Here is a 17893-nt window from a genome sequence, read left to right as displayed (position 1 = left end):
GGCTATTGCATCAAAGTCCTTAAGCCAGCTGTATTTTCGGCTTCGCTTTGCAATAGCCAATAGTGGCTTAATGTCCTTTGATGCGCGTAAAGAATCACCGTGAACTTTGTATCGGTGGCTGATTATGACGAGCGCCTTGTTATAAACAAAACGCACAGCGCCAAACTGCCGATCCAATTCGGCTTTTGCCTGATCATTCGAATACAGCCTGACTTTCATTGCGCGTAACATGAAGATAAATATACTGTATATATACCCAGCTATCAAGGATTTCGTATGTATGAAGATGCGATCCTATTTTGCCTGCTCTGCCGGTGTACCGGCTATAGACATTCGGCAGTACATCGAGCAACAAGAAACCCCACCAGGCTAGCGCCTGGACGCCTTATATCCCCGCCCTAATAGGGCAAGGCATTAAACAAAAGTGGGGATTTATCCGCTAGGTCACATTAGTGTACAGCTTGCGGTTACATATTGTGACTTAAAAATGCCAAATTAGCAGACATTTTTTGATGGGTGTATTCTTAAGCAATGAACAAAAAATCAGACCTAAAAGAAGCAAAAAGCGTCGGATGGATCGGCAGGCTATCGAATCCACCGATTTACCAGATGATATTCGGTCTGCAATCGAGCCCGTGGGACCCTCTAATAGCGAGGAGGCCGGGTGGACTGACTTCTTTGAATCTGGTCCTCTTGCCACAGATGACTTTGAGCGACCAGAACAAGGTCAGCAGGCCACCAGAGAAGGGTTTGACGACAATCCATTTTCCCAGTCAGAGGAAGATCGAGCGTGGCTGAATGATAAGCCAGTCGGGCGCGAAGAAATCTGAATTATGGTCGCTTTAGGGTAACGGTAGTCGTTGATTGTGGCTTGATGACTGTCCGCTAATTACCAGAAAGCGACGACCAGCGCTGCTTACAGTGATCTCTCCAGATTTTTGAGGAGCCATTAAATACCACTGCAATGCTTTAATCCTCTCGTTGCAGTGAGATTTCCAGAGTTTACAATCAGCTTCCCCACTTTTGTTTAATGCCTTGCTAATAGGGGCGAGGGTTTACGGCGCAACTGCTAAATACGCCAAGACAGTACATTTGAGAATCTAAGGAGGGCTTTGCCCTCCTTTTTTATCCCTACTGTTTTACTGCGTGCGACGGAGATTTTCAGCCGCCCAATAAACCCGCAGGAAAATAATCAACAAAACGCATTGCCCCGTACACTGAAAAAAGCGCAATCAGCCATATAATCGGCACTTTTCGACTACGTAGTAGCAACAATCCACCCGCAGCCAGCGATAGCGACATCAGATCCTGGGGCGCATTAATCAATACCGGGTTCACCCACGCCGCCGCCAACATCCCCACCGCGACCGCGTTAACCCCCGCGATAGCAGCCACAATTCGTCCATGCAGAGCAATCTGGCGCCACACCCCACTTACTGCCGTCAACAGTAAAAATCCAGGTAGAAATACCGCAAACGTCGCAAGAACGGCGCCCCCTGCCGCTATATCGGGACGCAGTACGGCACCTAAATACGATGCAAAAGAAAACATTGGGCCAGGCACTGCTTGCGCCGCCGCGTAGCCTAACAAAAACCGATCGTTGCTCAAGCCCTCGCCAATAAAGGATTCCAACAGTGGCAACACCACATGCCCCCCACCAAACACAAAACTACCCGCCTGATAAAAAATCCCGAACAGGCTAATTGGTGCAACGAAGCTGAGCGCCAATAGGCCGAAAAAGCTGATAACGCAAATCCACGCTAATCGGTTTAGCTTGACCCTCTCCAGTCTGGTGGGGGTTGCTCGCCAAGCCATCCACAACGCAGCTCCCAGCAACAAGGCGAACTGGTGTAGCGGGCTCATGGCCAGCGCTAACGTTAGTGCGCTACCAAGGCTAATAAATATTGTTGTCGGCTGCAGGCAAAATTGTTTGGCCATACTCCAAATAGCATCCGCAACGACCACCACAGCCAAGAGCTTCAAGCCCGTGATAATACCGTAGGCCCAACTGTCGTGATCAAGCTCACGTTGCCAAACCGCAAGGCCGAGCATCAGCATAAAAGATGGCAAGGTAAAGCCGAGAAACGCCGCAATACCGCCAGGAATACCACCGCGCTGGCTGCCAATGGCAAAACCAAGCTGGCTAGACGCTGGACCGGGAAGAAACTGACTTAAGGCAAGATGAGCGGCAAAGTCCTGCTCGCTGAGCCACGCTTTTTGCTCAACAAACACGCGCCGAAAATAGCCAATGTGCGCCGCGGGGCCGCCAAAGCTAATACAACCAAGGTAGAGAAAATTGAGGAAAATCTGAAAAGTCACGCTTAGACTCTCTGGCAGTGCTCTGAGATAGAGTAGCCAAAGAGTCTAAGGTATTACGCGTAAAGCTTAAACCTTGCCGCGCTTTTCTCTGGTGCCCGTAAGCGTTGGTTTAGCGCCAGCAGGTTTGGCCGCAGCATTTGAAACTCTCGGCTTGGCCTTAACTGGTTTGCGACCGGCTTTATCACCGCTAGGCTTAGCACGCGGTTTGCGCGGGCGCTCGCGATCATCAATGGGCATATCTCCACCTTCGTGCACGGAGATATTCAAGGCCTGCCCCGCCACGCGAGTAGTGCGCAAGCACTGAACCACATCCTCTGGCATTTCTTTAGGCAGGTCTACCGTGGTGAATTCTGGGTAGATTGAAATACGCCCAATGTTCGCGCTGTCGATATTCGCTTCATTGGCAATAGCACCAACAATATTACCCGCACTAACACCATGCTGACGACCAACTTCAATACGGTAACGCTGCATGCCAGTATCAGCCCCACGTGAAATACCACCTGGCTTATCACGATTTTTAGGACGTTCCGTCATCATCTTCGGCGCGTCTTTCACCAGCAATGGCTTATCACCTTGTAACTGGCTAGCGAGTGCTGCGGCAACATCAATTTCAGAAACGTCGTGCTTAGTCACGTATTCCTGCAACATTTTCCGGAAAAAGCTCAAATCGGTACCCGCTAAGGTATCGGTGATTTTTTGCATGAAGCGATCTACGCGCAGGGCATTGATATTCTCGGCGCTGGGCAAGCCCATCTCTTCAATAGACTGGCGGGTCGCACGCTCAATTGCTTGCAACATACGTTTTTCACGCGGTGCAACAAACAAGATTGCGTCGCCGCTACGACCGGCACGACCAGTACGACCAATGCGGTGAACATAGGCTTCGGTGTCGTGAGGAATATCGTAGTTAATAACGTGACTGATACGCTCAACATCAAGACCACGCGCCGCTACGTCGGTAGCGATAACGATATCTAAACGTCCATTTTTAAGCTGTTCTACGGTGCGTTCACGCTGGGCCTGAGCTATATCACCGTTCAGGGCCGCCGCTGCATAGCCACGTGCTTGAAGCTTTTCTGCCAGTTCGGTGGTAACCAATTTGGTCCGCACAAAAATAATCATGCCATCAAACGGTTCAGCTTCCAGAATACGCGTCAATGCATCCAGTTTATTCAGACCACGCGCCATCCAGTAGCGCTGGCGAATGGTTATCGCCGTTGAGGTTTTAGTCTGAATCGTAACCTGTTCAGGATTAGTCAAATAGGTCGTTGCAATGCGGCGTATCGCCGAGGGCATGGTCGCTGAAAACAAAGCGATCTGACGCTTGGCGGGCATTTGTGACATAACCCACTCAACATCGTCGATAAAGCCCATACGCAGCATTTCGTCAGCTTCGTCGAGAATCAAATGAGTCAAATCATCCAATTTCAATGTGCCGCGTCGCATATGGTCCATCACCCGACCGGGAGTACCTACGACCACTTGAACGCCACGCTTTAGCGCCGCCAATTGACCGCGATAATCCTGACCGCCGTATATGGGCAGTACATTGAAGCCCGGTAAATGTGAGGCGTAGCTTTGCAGGGCTTCAGCCACCTGAATGGCTAGCTCGCGCGTTGGCGCCAAAATCAAAGCTTGGGTGCGACGACTGTTAACGTCCAGACGCGAAAGCAAAGGCAGCGCAAAGGCTGCAGTTTTACCGGTACCGGTCTGCGCCTGACCGACAACGTCTCTGCCGGCAAGAATAAGAGGGATGGTCGCCGCCTGAATTGGCGAGGGTATTTCATAACCAACTGCTTTAACAGCAGCCAGTATAAGAGGCGCAAGGCCTAAATCATCAAAAGTAAGAGTATCCGCTGCCGCGGGTGTATCTGAGGGCATAATCGCTACCGTAGGAATCAAGAGTCGCCGCAACATTTGACCCCACTCGGCCGAACGCAGCCAATGGCGTTGAGGCGGCATTATACCGGCATGAGACGACAATTACCGCGAAACCTTTGGCCTTTTTTGGCATTAGGCGGCGTAATCCGCCGCACTAAAGCGCAAAATTTAGCTTAGTTTTAGTAATTCAGCGCGTATATCAGCCGGAATTTCTAATTTCTGCTGAGCATTATAATCAAAAAATATCATCACTGCCGAGCCCGTAGCGGTCTTTTCATCACGCTGCCAAAGCTCGTGCTCAACCACAAAGGAAGATTGGCCAATACGGCCTACGCGGGTACGCACCTGGGCAGGGTATTCATAATAGGTCTGCGCAAGAAAATCGACATCGATTTTACGTAGGATTAAATTCCATTTAGCGAGGTCTTGGCCGGGGTTAAAAATCTCAAAAATCCCGCTCCGCGCAGACTCAAACCACATGGGCAACACTGTATTATTAATATGCCCCATAGCATCGGTTTCACAAAAACGCGGACTGACTTCATACAACAACATGTAAAACACTCATTTTTAAGTTATGGATCTACCGATTTCTAAGCTACTGCCCCAACCACCGCCACACCATGCACAGCCAAAGTACATAAGCCACAACCACTGCAGGATACGCCTTGTCGGCAATATCCGCCTTAGCGAATTTTTGCCTTGCTGCATACAGCATCGCCGAAGCAATTAAGCCCTGAATCATTAACAATACTGAGGCCTGGTGCCAACCGTAGGATTGCGCAGCAATGCTAATTGGCCGCAGCAATGCTGTAAAAATAAACAGGAAATTTAAGAGGCCAAAAAGCGCCAACACCTTAAATCGCAACATTAACGCCTCGAAAAACAAGAAAATTACGCGACATAATAATAAATGCTACAAAAATGACAAACACTGCCAGCCAAGACAAACAGGTGCCAAATTCCGTGAAAATGCGCTACTTTTTTATCTAAAATGTAGAAAACAATACCCCCGGTATATGCAAGCCCACCAGCAAGTAACAAATTAAAACCCGCTGGCGCTAGCACCGCCCCAAGGGGTTTTATCAAAAACATGGCTAACCAGCCCATAAGCAGGTAGACCGCAATTGACCAAAACCGTCGACTCTCTTTTGGCACACTCTCTAAAATCATACCCAGCGCGGCCAATGACCAAATGAGCGCAAACATCCACCAGCCACCACTCTCGCGCAGACTAACCAATAAAAACGGGGTGTAAGTCCCAGCAATTAGCAGATATATGGCCAAATGATCGAGCTGGCGAAACAGGGCTTTTCGCGGGCCGCGGCAACTATGGTAAAGGCTTGAAAAGCTGTAGAGCGCAAGCAAGGACACGCTGTATATAACAAATGCCAGCACCTTCCAGCCCGCCCCAGCGGCTATTGCTGGCCACACCAGTAGAACACTCCCCACTAGCGCAGCCGCTACCCCAGCCAGATGCGTATAGCTATTAAAACGCTCACCTTGATACACGATGAAAACACCATCCAAACTGCCTAAAAGAGGCGCACTATCGCCTAATTTCAGCAAAATCGCGAGTATTTATCACAAACACGAGTTGAAAATTTGGCACTGAAACGAGGGGTTTAGCGAACGTTGTAGGGTGATGCTGGCAAATTCGTCATCGCGCTTACGGGCCTAAAATTAATGACCCACAGATATAATAAAGGCTAAGCACGCTGCTCGTCTTGCGACCTAGGCGCGAGTTCCCCCAAACCGTCAAACAGAATCTCTACGTGAAGCGCGCCGTTGGTACTTACGACCTTACGAATCCGGATATCGCCAAGCCGACCGTCGCGAAGACGAATACTGTAGTCACTACCACTGAGCAACTCACTGATTTCTTTGTTTAGGTGCAGGCACCCACCCCAGCGCACTAAGTTGCCGCCAGCGTTAATATACATAGGGACATCCGCCAATAGCTCCCTATCACCCAACAACACACTGCCATGAGTCAAATCCATTGACTACCTCCACGCTCGCCGTAATGTTTATATATGCGTATATTCCCGAATAGCAAAAAAGCCGCTAAACAAGTTTGTTATAACATAAAAACGACTGAGCGCCTTCAAAAACCCTAGATTAAACAGGGTTATTCAAGATCGCTGTCATAACTAAATCATCTTAGCGCTGGCTCTAGCCGCGTAAACCTAGCATAGCCGCGGCATTCCCACGCATCATTTGCCGTATTTCAGCATCGCCGAAGTCGCCCATTTCGGCGACCATCTCGACCGGCCATTTTAGGCCCTCAGGGTGCGGATAGTCTGAGCCATTTACAATGGTATCGACCCCCGCAGCCTCCGCAATACGCGAGAAATCATCTTCATGAAAAGGCACAATCTTGAAATGTCGCTTAAAGACTTCACTCGGCAGCTCAGGCTTTCCATAGGCAAAGCGGGTCTTGTGATCGCCTAAGCGGTAGACTTTATCGAGGGTTGTGAACTACCCGCCAATGAATTAGCGGGCTTCCAAAATCAAGCAGCTCTGATAGAGCCTACGTGATCTTTTCTTTTTTGACGCTTCGTAACCACCGGCAAAACCCCTTGAGGTTTTGACTTACTATTGGCTCCACGTCCTTTGCCTTGATCACGTGCATAAAGCACATCTCGATCAGACAACTCCGTTCCAGAGTAGGTTATTAACTTTATCACCCGTTTAGCTATCACCAGCGCCGCATTTCTGTCGGCATTATCAGAGTGGCCGCAACTCACGCACACAAACCTTGCTTGGCTCTGGCGATTGCCGGGGTGAATGTGCTCGCATTCGGCACATTCCTGACTGGTGTAGCAATTGATTACCCAAAACTGTATGTATAAACAGTACTGTAGCACGATTATAAACTCGATCAAACTGATCATTGCGGTGGCAAATACACGGCCATCGCTGCCCCACCCCCAATCAGCCTCAACCCAGCGATTAAACGCCCGAATACTCGGGTAAGCCACCGCGCGGTGTTCTGGTTTACGCAGTTGGTATTCCACCCCACAGCCGAGAGTTGGGATCATGACACAGGCTTCGACATCCTGTTCGTCCATTCGCGCTAAGCGCGCTGACTTATCAATAAACTCTGGGCAATCGACAGCCCGAATAGCATTCGCGTTGACCGCACCACCGGTGTCCACATCGCCTTTAAAGAATGCCTTCATCGCCCCCTCTATAAAACGACTAAAACAGTCATCGGGTTCGTAATAGTGGTTATCGCAATCGATTAAAGCATAGGGAAGTTTTTCATGGCTTGCTCCGGCGCTCGCTTTTAATCACGCCACTTTAAGGCGCGCGGCCGCAGAACTCATTAGCTGAAGCCATCAACTAGCACTGACATAATTGATCACCATCACGATATATCTGTGCCCTCACAACAACATTTTCATGCGGGGAAATAGCGGCTAATGGTATCGACAACACAGCCTGGACGATCACTCCCCTCAATTTCAACAGTAACCCGCACCACCGACTGTACACCGCCCTTTACCTCTTCAACCGACACCAGCTCGCCGCGACCGCGGACTTTCGACCCCACGGGCACTGGCGCCGGGAAACGAATGCGCTCACAACCCACATTCACGCCCATCGAGATACCCTGTACATCTATAATTTGCGGCAGGAACAAATTCACCAATGACAGTGTTAGGTAGCCGTGTGCAATGCACTTGCCAAACGGCCCATCTTTTGCCAATTCAGGATCAACATGTATCCATTGATGATCGCCGGTTGCATCGGCAAACAAATTAATCCGCGCTTGATCAATTTCAAGCCACTCACTGCATCCCAAGGTTTGACCAACACAGGCTTGAAGGTCTTGCGGTTGCTTAAATACCGTTGTCATTGCCACTCCATCACAGCCTATCGGCATATACGTCGCACAGAAAAGAAAGGGCGTACTTTAGCATTGCCGAGCCGAACTCCTGCATCGTCTATCGAGACGACATCCTGCACATTTCTTAGCACTTTTTTGCCTCGTTTTGGTCTATCTATGCCAGTTGCCACTACGAACAGCCGTAAACAACTACACTAAGCGGGTAAACGGCACTAAGCCGCCGCAAATTCTGGGATCGTGATGTTTAATTTGGGGAGACAAGACTAAGGTGATGCCCGCCGATATCCTCACCAGCACCTGGCACTGGTTAAGCATGAATAGCGCAGGCATCGCCGCACTATTTGCAGCTAGCTTTATGGTGTTAGGGGTACTATCAGCGCTGGAGGCCATCCTAAAATCCCGGACCGCTCAGGGGGCCGTAGCATGGGCGATTGTACTGATAGGTTTACCCTGGGTGTTCGTGCCTTTGTATTGGATATTTGGCCGCCGTAAGTTTCGCGGCTATGCGCTTGCCAAACACAGCGATCATAGTGAGATTGACCGGATTGCCGCCAAATTAGCGAGTCAATTCTCGAATTTCCGCGCCACCAGCAGCGACGACCCACGCTTTATCGCTTTAGAACAGCTCGCCACCCTACCCTTTAGCTCCGCCAACGACGCCCATTTATTAATTAATGGTGAGCACGCCTTTGCCGAAATGTTGAGCCGCATTGCTGCCGCGAAACACTACGTACTCCTCGAGTTCTATATAATTCGAGATGATGGCATTGGCGGTAAATTAGCTGATTTATTGCTCGCCAAGGTTCGTGACGGCGTCGCGGTTTACTTTATCTACGACGAAATCGGCAGCCTGCAATTACCCGGAAGCTATTTGCGTCGACTCCGTAACGGTGGCGTCGATGTCCGTCCATTTAACAGCACAAAGGGACTCGGCAACCGCCTCCAGCTCAACTTCCGCAATCACCGCAAAATAGTGGTTTGCGACGGCGACTACAGCTTAATTGGCGGCATGAACATTGGCGACGAATACCGCGATATGCACCCCGTTCTCAAGCCGTGGCGTGATACCGGCCTCGCCCTCACTGGCCCCGCGGTGCACGCAGTGCAATTAGCCTTCGCTGAAGATTGGCTATGGGCCACCGGATCGCTGCCCGAACTAAATTGGCACGTCTGCTCGGCTGACGCCGACAAAGCTCTAAGCAAGACCTTGGTGCTCGCCACCGGCCCAGCAGACAACACAGAGAGTTGCGCACTCTACTTTTTGAATATGATCAATCACGCCACCGCCAGATTGTGGATTGTGAGCCCCTATTTTGTTCCCGATGCGCCGGTCATTCATGCCTTACAGCTAGCGGCCATGCGCGGCGTGGATGTCCGCATTATGTTGCCAGCTAAACCCGACAAAATAATGATCCAACTGTCATCCTATACTGCAATTAAAGAAACCTTGGCCAGAGGCGTGCAGTTTTATTACTACCAAGACGGCTTCTTGCATGAGAAAGTGATGTTGGTAGATGATGACATCAGTGTGGTGGGCACCGCTAATCTCGACAATCGGTCGTTCCGCCTTAATTTTGAAATAGGCGTTATCAGCCACGACCGACACTTAGCCCAAAAAATGGAAGTTATGCTCAATACTGACTTACAACACTGCGTGCAATTATTGCCCAGGGAAGTCGCAAAATGGTCGTTACGACGTCGGCTACTGAGCCGCTGCGCCTATCTTTTTGCGCCCCTGCAATAGGCTAAGAATGACCATTGCCAGCCAAATTCCGGTGAAACTCACCGCCTGCCCTGACTGCGATCTACTATTGCAAACCCGAGACAGCGATCACCGCCAGCAAGGCCACTGCCCCCGCTGTTCAGCAACCCTTTGGCACGCAGCAAGCCCTAACAAAGATATAGATTTGGCGGCAGCGATTAGCGGACTACTGTTGTTTATTCCAGCGATGAGCTTACCTATTTTAAAGCTCGACATGGTTGGCCAGCTAGGCAGTAATTCACTACTCGGCGGCGTCAAGCGGCTTTGGCTAGAAAGCGAGCACATGTTGGCCGTCTTGATTTTGCTATGTTCCCTGCTCGCACCGCTAATGCATTTGTTATTAACGGCCATGATCGGCATTTCAATGCGACTCCAATACCACCCGCGCCATTTTCCAGCTTGGCTAAAAGCGAAAGTCTGGATGCAGAGCTGGAGTATGCTCGAGGTCTACGCCATGGGGATTATTGTCGCTTACGTCAAAATGATGGACCCCGGCGAAGTCAGCGTGGCAAGCGGTACATACAGCCTTGGAGGCTTATTATTGTGCGTTATTTTATGCAGCCAATATTTTCACGAAGAGCAAGCTTGGCAATATTGGGAGCAGCGCAGTTAAATGACGATCACCGCTCAGCAACGTGGCATTGCTCGCTGTACTGAGTGCGGCAAACTTAGCCGCCTTAGCACCGCCAGCAACGATCAATCCCAACACTGCACCCGCTGCTCAGCGCCGATTAGCTTTCGTCGCCCTCACAGTTTGCAGCGCAGCTGGGCTTATACCTTAGCAGCAACGTTTTTAATGATTCCGGCCAATATTTTGCCAATACTCACGGTGATCAGTTTTGGCAAAGGCGAGCCAGACACCATTATGTCTGGCGTTGTAAAATTGTGGGTAGCGGATTTACAGGCGATTGCCGCCATCGTATTTATCGCCAGTATTGTTGTACCCGTTATTAAACTAATGATTATTATTATTTTGATTTTGGTGGTACAGCTTCGCCTGCCGCTGAGTAAGCAGCAATGCACGGTGTTATACCGATTTATACACTTTATCGGCCGCTGGTCGATGTTGGATTTATTTATGATTTCGATATTGGTGACCCTCGTTCACCTGGGCAATATCGCCACAGTGGCCAGCGGACCTGCCGCTACCGCATTTGCAGCCGTCGTGGTGTTCACACTGCTCGCCGCCAATAGCTTTGACCCGCGTTTGCTATGGGATTTGGACCATGATTGAAGACAATATTAGATCCGCACACACTGCCCCTAAGCGCGGCCTCTCCGCTATATGGTTGCTGCCCTTAATTGCGCTGGCCGTTGCCGGCGGGCTGCTATATCAAAATATCAATAAAACCGGGCTTAGCATTACGGTGGCCTTCGACAACGGCAGCGGTATTAGCGTGGGTAAAACCCCGATCATGTATCAGGGCATTAATGTTGGCCACGTAAAAAGTTTGCAACTCGACGATGACCTCGAAGGGGTTAACGCCACGATTGAGTTAAGCGAGCAAATCGCACCGCTTATTCGAGAAAACACGGTATTTTGGCTCGTAAAGCCGCAAATTTCGCTTTCAGGCGTATCAGGTCTAGACACGCTAGTCGCCGGAAATTACATCAGTTTCAAACCCGGTGACGGCGAGCCCGCCGAGCGTTTTACCGCACTGATGGAGCCACCGCCAATGGCCAGCAACCTCCCCGGCCTACGCTTGATATTAGAAGCCGATAGCCTAGGTTCACTTTCCGTCGGCGCCCCTATTTTGTATCAACAAATAGATATTGGCGACATCGAAAGCTACCAACTCAGCAAAACCGGAATTGAGGTCAATGTACGCATCGACCCCCAATACCAGCATTTGGTGAATAGCAGCTCTCGCTTCTGGCAGCAAAGTGGCCTCAAGGTTAACGCCGGACTAGGGGGAATCGATATAGACGCTGGCTCAATTGCCAGTATTTTGGCCGGAGGCATTGCCTTTGAAACACCAAAGGCAAACGCCGATGCTGTCGACATGAACAGCCGCTTCCGGCTATTTACAACCAAAGACCGCGCCAAGGGCAGCAAGATAGTCGAGGTATTCATTCGTAATCCAGACGGCCTCACCGTTGGCAGCAATGTCCGGCTTTTAGGCATGGATATCGGCAAACTCGAGTCGCTCAGTTTTGTCGACAATAACCCAAATCTCGGCGCCAATCTTCGCTTAGCCATAAGTGCACCGCATCACCAATACTTAAATTCCGACACCCAGTTTTGGCTGGTGAAACCGGAAGTCTCCACCAGCGGCGTCAGCGGCCTAGACGCCTTAATTGGCGGCCCTTATATTGCTATGCAAGTCAGCGGCAAAGGCGGAACGATCGCCGAACGCTACACAGCGTTAACCAAAGCACCTGAGAGCCGAATTCAACAACCCGGCTTGCGTTTAAGCTTGCGCAGCAACGAGCTGAGTTCGGTCGGCATTGGCACTAAAATATATTATCGAAAAATTGCTGTTGGTCAGGTTGAATCTGTCGAACTCGACGCCGATGGGGTGAATATTGGCGCGTTTATTCACCAGCGCTACGCCAATTTAGTACATCGCAGCTCACAATTTTGGAACGCCAGCGGCATTAGCATTAGTGGCGGCCTCAGCGGCTTAGATATTCAGGCCGACTCACTGGCCACCATCGTTGCGGGCGGTATTGCCTTTCATACACCAGAAGTTAAAAAACCGCAGCTTGCTTGGGAGGGCCTAGCGTATACCCTGCATCCTGACTACCAAAGTACCTTCGCAGATAAAGGCCGCGACATCTTTTTATACTTTGATAGCGGCAACAATATTAACAAAGGTACCGAAATAAAATACCAAGGCATTAAAGTTGGCGAAGTCATCGCCGTTGAGCTCGACACTAATATGGAAGGCGTCAAGGTCAGTGCCCGGCTTACCCCATCAGCCAAAGCGCTGGCCCGAAGTGGCACTCAATTTTGGGTCGTAAAGCCACAGCTCGGTCTCATTGGCACACGCAATTTAGAAACATTAGTGACCGGCAGCTATATCAGTGTTCGCCCAGGCTACGGTTCGCCACAATCCAGTTTCGCCGCACTGGATAAACCACCACCGCTAAGCAAACCCAGTGTCGGCTTGAATTTAATTGTTGCGGCCCCGCAGCGTGGCTCCATAAAAGAAGGCGTGAAGGTTTTTTATCGCGACATTCCCGTTGGCGAAGTGTTTGGTTACGAATTAGCCGACGACGCCCGCCAGACACTTATGCATATAAATATTGAATCTCGCTACGCAAGTCTGGTTAGAGAAAATAGTATTTTTTGGAACTCCAGCGGCATAGCGGTGAAATTCGGCTTATTCAGTGGCGCAACCATCCGAAGTAAGTCCATAGAATCGCTACTTGAAGGTGGTATTGCCTTTGCAACACCCGATTCAAGCCCACTGGCCCCTGCCGTTGCCTCTGGAAAGGTGTTTCCGCTGCGCCAAAATGCGGAACAAAGCTGGCTAGATTGGACGCCAAGCATCCCATTACCAAGGGAGGCGGACACCGGAGAAAACTGGATACGCACGGATTAACAAGTTGTCACACCTTTAAGGCCGCGATAACGCTACAATGCCCGAGCGTTTTTACGCGACGGCCAAGCGCACGATCGCTAGCGGCCGCGCGATGATGATATTGCCGCAGTCAAAGTGACTAATACCTTTTAGCCCCGCAGAGACCATTAAGTGTGTTGAAACAGTCAAATCAAGCCGTCATCGTGGTGATCATACTCACAATCGCCACCGTTATTGCTGGCGTATTTTACGCGTTAAAGCCACCCGCCGAGACAATTACCACCGTCCCGCCGGAATTAATCGTTGATGTTGCCGTGGCCGAAAAACAAACGCTGGCCATTGCCGTAAATTCCCAGGGCAATGTCCAGCCCCGAACGCAAACAGCCTTAGTATCCGAAGTCGCCGGCAAAGTGGTTAGCGTTGCACCGCAGTTTGAAAGTGGCGGATTAGTGAAAAAAGATGCACTGCTGCTCGCGATTGATGACCGCAATTATCAAGTTGACCTAAAACGCGCAGAAGCCAACCTTGCCGCGGCGGAGAGCAATCTCATTCATGAAAAAGGCCTCGCGGCGGTTGCCAAAGCAGACCTTAAAAAATACCCACGTAAACACGCCAGCAAAGATGCTTTGCGCCTCGCACTGCGCTACCCCCAATTAAAAGAGGCACAAGCGCGCCTAGAGGCCGCCATTGCAGACCGCAGCTTCGCCCGGAACAACTTAAGCCGTACCAAAATTAGAGCACCGTACCGCGGCATTATCAAAAATCGCAGTGTTGATCTCGGCCAGTTTGTTGCCACCGGCAGCCAGCTCGGCCAAATCTTTGCTATTGACCGCGCCGAGATTCGTTTACCGATCCCCGCCGACCGCCTTCGCTACCTAGACTTACCCAACGGCAGCGCGCCAAATATAGCGCCCAGCGTCGACATTGAAAATGAATTAGGCCTACACTGGCAGGGCAGCATTGTCCGTACCGAAGGCGTGCTCGACGAACGCAGTCGCGTATTATTTGTTGTTGCAGAAATCGACGATCCCTACCGCCTTGACAGCGAGGGCGAAACCTTAATGATGGGCAGTTTCGTAAAAGCAGAGATCGCCGGTAAGCAAATAGAAGACCTCATTGCCATTCCCCGTTATATCTTGCGCACCGGAAACAAAGTATGGGTGCTCGACGAAGAGCAAAAATTAGCTAATCGCGACGTTAAAATTCTGCACTCAGAAGGCAAGCTGGTCTACGTCTACGAAGGCCTAAACGACGGCGACTTAATCTGTTTATCAACAATCCCCAACGCGATCGCCGGCACCAAAGTAAAAATTAACCACCAAAGTAAAACCAGTACACTCGTTCCCGCGCCCGCGCTGAAAAATACAATAGCGACACACAGCAGCGGACCTGCTCCGCTATGAGCTTAGAGCCAGAATACAATACCTATAAGGGCACAATCCCGTGGTTTGCGCGCAACTCTGTAGCAGCCAATTTAATGATGATAATTATCATCGGCATCGGTCTTGGCTCAGCCATGAACATTCAACGTACTGTTCAGCCTGAATTTGAGGTTAATTTGGTTCGGATCACCGTACCCTATCCAGGCGCCACGCCCGACGAGGTAGAAAAAGGCGTAGTTCTCAAAATAGAAGAAGTCTTAAAAGATATTGAGTCTATCGAAAGCATCGAGTCTACCGCAGACGAATCAGTCGCCAATCTCTCGATCGAAATATTCGAGGGCTACGATACCCTCGCCGTCATGGATGAAATAAAAAGTGCCGTCGATGGCATTGTCAGTTTCCCGGAGCAAGCTGAGCGCCCCATCATTAATCGCGTCGATTTTAATAATCACGCAGTCAACATCCAGCTTTACGGGAATATGGACGAGCGCGGCTTAAAAAGCTTAGCGGAGCAAGTAAAGCAAGAATTAATGCTCGACGACAATATCGCCTACGTGCAAATTAACGGCGCACGTGATTTTGAAATCAGCATAGAAATCCCCGAACATACCTTGCTGCAATACGGACTGAGTCTTAGCGAAGTCGCCGACGCCATCCGGCGCGCCTCGCTCGATTCCCCGGGCGGAGCGATAAAGACCAGTAATGGCGATATTATGCTGAGGACCCGCGGCCAAGCGCGACATCAGCACGAATTTGAACGCCTCGTTTTAATTACCAACCCTGATGGTACCCGGCTTACTCTTGGCGATATCGCCACCATCCGCGACGGCTTTGTGGAGCAAGACGGTTTCTCGTTCTTTGACAGTGAAGCCAGTATTGGCCTGCAAGTATTTGCCGTCGGTGATCAGGATATTATTACAGTTGCAAATGCAGCCAAAGATTACGTAAGCAGAAAGCGCGCTGCGCTACCGGAAGGTATCAGTATCGATAGCTGGGCAGACATCACCTTCTATCTGCAAGGCCGGATGGACATGATGCTGAAGAACCTCGGCATGGGCGCCTTGCTGGTATTTATTGTGCTCGGCTTATTTCTCAATGTGAAACTGGCATTCTGGGTTATGGTTGGCCTGCCCATTTGTTTTTTGGGCACCTTCGCCATTATGCCAATGATTGGCATCAGCCTGAACATGCTCAGCTTATTTGGCTTTATTCTGGTACTGGGTATCGTGGTCGACGATGCCATCATTATCGGCGAAAGCGCCTATGCCGAAGCTGAGAAAAAAGGCCACTCAATCGAAACGGTTATTACCGGTGCCCTACGTGTTGCAACCCCTGCCACCTTCGGGGTACTCACCACCATCATGGCATTTTCCCCCACTTTATTCACCGAAGGTGCATTTTCGCCATTCCCTGAAGCGGTGGGCTGGGTCGTTATTCTGTGCCTGTGTTTTTCCCTCGTTGAGTCTAAGTGGATACTGCCCGCGCACCTTGCCCACAGCAAACCCGGCACCAGCGGAATCTGGTTAAAACTCGATCGCATACCGCGCTATTCAAACAAAGTGTTAAACAATTTTGTCGACACGTATTACCGGCCCTTTATCCACCTCGCCATTGCCAAACGCTATGTCACCGGTGCAACGTTTCTCGCACTCCTCATTGTCACCACTGGGCTGATTATGGGCGGCATAGTTCGCTTTGTGATGATCCCTGAAGTACCCAGCGACTTTATCAGAGCCAGTGTCGAAATGACTGAGGGCACGCCCGAAACTCAGACACGACTCGCCTACGAGCAAATGGACAAAGCCCTGCGCGAAGTCGACAGCGAATACCAAAGTCAGCATCCTGCCAGTGCAAATAAACGCCTAATCAGTCACGTTATGGCCTTCGGCTCCTCTGGTCGTATGGTGACGTTTATGGTGGAGCTAACCAAAAATGAACAACGTGACATTGATGGCAGCGAAGTCGCTCGTCGCTGGCGCAAGCAAATTGGTGAAATTCCCGGCGCCAAGGTGATGTCGGTTAGCAGTGCTGATCAAAGCTCTGGCCCAGCCATTTCCTTTAAGCTGAGCAGTAACTCCGACAGTCAGCTAGAAGCCGCCGCCAAAGATTTAGAAGCCACACTCAGTCACTACAAAGGCGTGTTTGATATCCGCAACGGTGCCAGCGCCATTCAAGATGAAATCGTTTTAGAGATCAAACCCAGTGCCGAAATATTGGGGATAAGCTCCGCGTCCTTAGGGCGTCAGCTACGCGACACTTTTTACGGCGCAGAAGCTCAGCGAATACAGCGCGGCAACGACGAAGTGAAGGTCATGGTGCGCTACCCTCGCGCTGAGCGCGAAGCAGTTTCTGATCTACAAAATATGTATATCCGCTCAGGCGATCTGGCCAATGTCCCACTCAGTAGCGTTGCCGACATTAAGATTGAGCCGGGCTATAGCCAGCGTAAACGTATTGACGGCGAGCGATCAATCAACGTCAGTGCACAGGTCGACAAAGAGTTTACCAGCCCCAGCACAGTGACTTCCGACATAATGAAAAATGTGGTTAAAGCCCATTTTGCTAGCAGCTACCCCGCGGTTAAAGTGCAGTTCAGTGGTGAAAGCGAGGAAATGGGAACACTCATGACCAGCCTTACCATTGGCTTTGTGGTTGCGCTCTTTGGTATTTACGCCTTACTGGCTGTGCCACTGCGCTCCTACTTACAGCCGTTTATTATTATGGGTGTTATACCGTTTGGCATCATCGGCGCGGTTGTTGGCCATATCGTGCTCGACTTGTCGTTTAGCATGATGTCCTTTTTTGGCGTAATAGCCCTGTCTGGCGTCGTTGTTAATGACAGCTTGATTATGGTTGATTTTATAAACTCGGCGCTGGCCCGTGGCGAGCGCCTGCTCGACGCCGTAGTGGATTCTGGGTGCATACGTTTCCGCGCCATTTTACTGACATCGCTAACCACCTTCTTTGGCTTGCTACCGATGTTGATGGAAGACAGTGTTCAAGCGCAGTTTGTTATTCCAATGGCGGTCTCACTGGGCTTTGGTATTATTTTCGCTACGGTGATCACCCTAATACTCATTCCCTGCCTGTACATGGTCTTAGAAGATATACACCAGCTGGCAGGATCAAAATCTCGCCGCGAACTCGCTGAAGAGCTTTAATA

General features: G+C 50.4%; 17 protein-coding genes. 7 read left to right on the top strand and 10 right to left on the bottom strand.

Annotated elements, in window-relative coordinates; all coding sequences use genetic code 11:
- On the bottom strand, window positions 1-219 hold a 219-nt coding region (locus ABD836_RS19505; RefSeq protein WP_425583036.1), incomplete at its 3' end, for a helix-turn-helix domain-containing protein.
- Window positions 220-572: 353 nt separating this feature from the next.
- Between ABD836_RS19505 and ABD836_RS13040 the strand changes: the two genes are divergently transcribed.
- On the top strand, window positions 573-830 hold the full coding sequence (locus tag ABD836_RS13040) for a hypothetical protein (RefSeq protein ID WP_344936647.1): 258 nt from the start codon (window positions 573-575) through the stop codon (window positions 828-830).
- A gap of 331 nt (window positions 831-1161) precedes the next feature.
- Here the strand turns inward: ABD836_RS13040 and chrA are convergent, their stop codons facing one another.
- The 9 genes from chrA to ABD836_RS12995 all read right to left on the bottom strand — a co-directional run bounded on the left by chrA (window position 1162) and on the right by ABD836_RS12995 (window position 8068).
- Complete coding sequence (chrA, locus tag ABD836_RS13035; protein WP_344936645.1) at window positions 1162-2319, bottom strand: chromate efflux transporter; 1158 nt, start codon at window positions 2317-2319, stop codon at window positions 1162-1164.
- Window positions 2320-2385: 66 nt separating this feature from the next.
- Entirely contained in the window at window positions 2386-4203 is a 1818-nt protein-coding gene (locus ABD836_RS13030) for a DEAD/DEAH box helicase (protein ID WP_344936644.1), read from the bottom strand.
- A gap of 168 nt (window positions 4204-4371) precedes the next feature.
- A complete protein-coding gene (locus ABD836_RS13025) occupies window positions 4372-4758 on the bottom strand; it encodes an acyl-CoA thioesterase (protein WP_344936643.1) in 387 nt (128 codons plus the stop codon).
- A gap of 43 nt (window positions 4759-4801) precedes the next feature.
- Window positions 4802-5074 (bottom strand): hypothetical protein, encoded by a 273-nt coding sequence (locus tag ABD836_RS13020; RefSeq protein ID WP_344936641.1) that lies wholly within the window; start codon window positions 5072-5074, stop codon window positions 4802-4804.
- A 23-nt stretch (window positions 5075-5097) separates the two neighbouring features.
- A complete protein-coding gene (gene trhA, locus ABD836_RS13015) occupies window positions 5098-5715 on the bottom strand; it encodes a PAQR family membrane homeostasis protein TrhA (protein ID WP_344936639.1) in 618 nt (205 codons plus the stop codon).
- Between the two features lie 197 nt (window positions 5716-5912).
- Window positions 5913-6206: a hypothetical protein gene (locus ABD836_RS13010; RefSeq protein WP_344936637.1), complete on the bottom strand. Its 294-nt coding sequence runs from the start codon at window positions 6204-6206 to the stop codon at window positions 5913-5915.
- A 172-nt stretch (window positions 6207-6378) separates the two neighbouring features.
- Entirely contained in the window at window positions 6379-6615 is a 237-nt protein-coding gene (locus ABD836_RS13005) for an amidohydrolase family protein (RefSeq protein WP_344936660.1), read from the bottom strand.
- A 101-nt stretch (window positions 6616-6716) separates the two neighbouring features.
- Complete coding sequence (locus tag ABD836_RS13000) at window positions 6717-7388, bottom strand: zinc ribbon domain-containing protein (protein WP_344936635.1); 672 nt, start codon at window positions 7386-7388, stop codon at window positions 6717-6719.
- A gap of 221 nt (window positions 7389-7609) precedes the next feature.
- Window positions 7610-8068, bottom strand: coding sequence for a MaoC family dehydratase (locus tag ABD836_RS12995; protein ID WP_344936634.1), 459 nt, complete (start codon window positions 8066-8068; stop codon window positions 7610-7612).
- A 262-nt stretch (window positions 8069-8330) separates the two neighbouring features.
- On the opposite strand from ABD836_RS12995, the gene cls reads away from it, so the two are divergent.
- From cls to ABD836_RS12965, 6 genes are all read left to right on the top strand, one after another.
- Window positions 8331-9803, top strand: coding sequence for a cardiolipin synthase (gene cls, locus ABD836_RS12990; RefSeq protein ID WP_344936632.1), 1473 nt, complete (start codon window positions 8331-8333; stop codon window positions 9801-9803).
- A gap of 7 nt (window positions 9804-9810) precedes the next feature.
- Complete coding sequence (locus tag ABD836_RS12985; RefSeq protein ID WP_344936630.1) at window positions 9811-10434, top strand: paraquat-inducible protein A; 624 nt, start codon at window positions 9811-9813, stop codon at window positions 10432-10434.
- Entirely contained in the window at window positions 10435-11055 is a 621-nt protein-coding gene (locus ABD836_RS12980) for a paraquat-inducible protein A (protein ID WP_344936629.1), read from the top strand.
- Window positions 11048-13369, top strand: coding sequence for a PqiB family protein (locus ABD836_RS12975; protein ID WP_344936627.1), 2322 nt, complete (start codon window positions 11048-11050; stop codon window positions 13367-13369). Before ABD836_RS12980 ends, ABD836_RS12975 begins: the two co-directional genes overlap by 8 nt.
- 152 nt (window positions 13370-13521) lie before the next feature.
- Window positions 13522-14751 (top strand): efflux RND transporter periplasmic adaptor subunit, encoded by a 1230-nt coding sequence (locus ABD836_RS12970; RefSeq protein WP_344936625.1) that lies wholly within the window; start codon window positions 13522-13524, stop codon window positions 14749-14751.
- Window positions 14748-17891, top strand: coding sequence for an efflux RND transporter permease subunit (locus tag ABD836_RS12965; protein ID WP_344936623.1), 3144 nt, complete (start codon window positions 14748-14750; stop codon window positions 17889-17891). Before ABD836_RS12970 ends, ABD836_RS12965 begins: the two co-directional genes overlap by 4 nt.
- Window positions 17892-17893 lie beyond the last annotated feature (2 nt).

Source organism: Zhongshania borealis, assembly GCF_039539625.1.
In the GTDB taxonomy this organism is placed as follows: domain Bacteria; phylum Pseudomonadota; class Gammaproteobacteria; order Pseudomonadales; family Spongiibacteraceae; genus Spongiibacter; species Spongiibacter borealis.
Note: the sequence above shows the minus strand (reverse complement) of the source record. Positions and strands in the feature narration are given on the sequence as shown.

Excerpts from the sequence above, each read along its gene's own strand:
- ABD836_RS12985 (WP_344936630.1), top strand. The coding sequence starts at position 9,811 with ATGACCATTGCCAGCCAAATTCCGGTGAAACTCACCGCCTGCCCTGAC.
- ABD836_RS13030 (WP_344936644.1), bottom strand. The coding sequence starts at position 4,203 with ATGCCCTCAGATACACCCGCGGCAGCGGATACTCTTACTTTTGATGAT.
- ABD836_RS12965 (WP_344936623.1), top strand. The coding sequence starts at position 14,748 with ATGAGCTTAGAGCCAGAATACAATACCTATAAGGGCACAATCCCGTGG.
- ABD836_RS12980 (WP_344936629.1), top strand. The coding sequence starts at position 10,435 with ATGACGATCACCGCTCAGCAACGTGGCATTGCTCGCTGTACTGAGTGC.
- cls (WP_344936632.1), top strand. The coding sequence starts at position 8,331 with ATGCCCGCCGATATCCTCACCAGCACCTGGCACTGGTTAAGCATGAAT.
- ABD836_RS12995 (WP_344936634.1), bottom strand. The coding sequence starts at position 8,068 with ATGACAACGGTATTTAAGCAACCGCAAGACCTTCAAGCCTGTGTTGGT.
- ABD836_RS13010 (WP_344936637.1), bottom strand. The coding sequence starts at position 6,206 with ATGGATTTGACTCATGGCAGTGTGTTGTTGGGTGATAGGGAGCTATTG.
- ABD836_RS13020 (WP_344936641.1), bottom strand. The coding sequence starts at position 5,074 with ATGTTGCGATTTAAGGTGTTGGCGCTTTTTGGCCTCTTAAATTTCCTG.
- ABD836_RS13000 (WP_344936635.1), bottom strand. The coding sequence starts at position 7,388 with ATGAAGGCATTCTTTAAAGGCGATGTGGACACCGGTGGTGCGGTCAAC.
- ABD836_RS12975 (WP_344936627.1), top strand. The coding sequence starts at position 11,048 with ATGATTGAAGACAATATTAGATCCGCACACACTGCCCCTAAGCGCGGC.
- ABD836_RS13025 (WP_344936643.1), bottom strand. The coding sequence starts at position 4,758 with ATGTTGTTGTATGAAGTCAGTCCGCGTTTTTGTGAAACCGATGCTATG.
- ABD836_RS13040 (WP_344936647.1), top strand. The coding sequence starts at position 573 with ATGGATCGGCAGGCTATCGAATCCACCGATTTACCAGATGATATTCGG.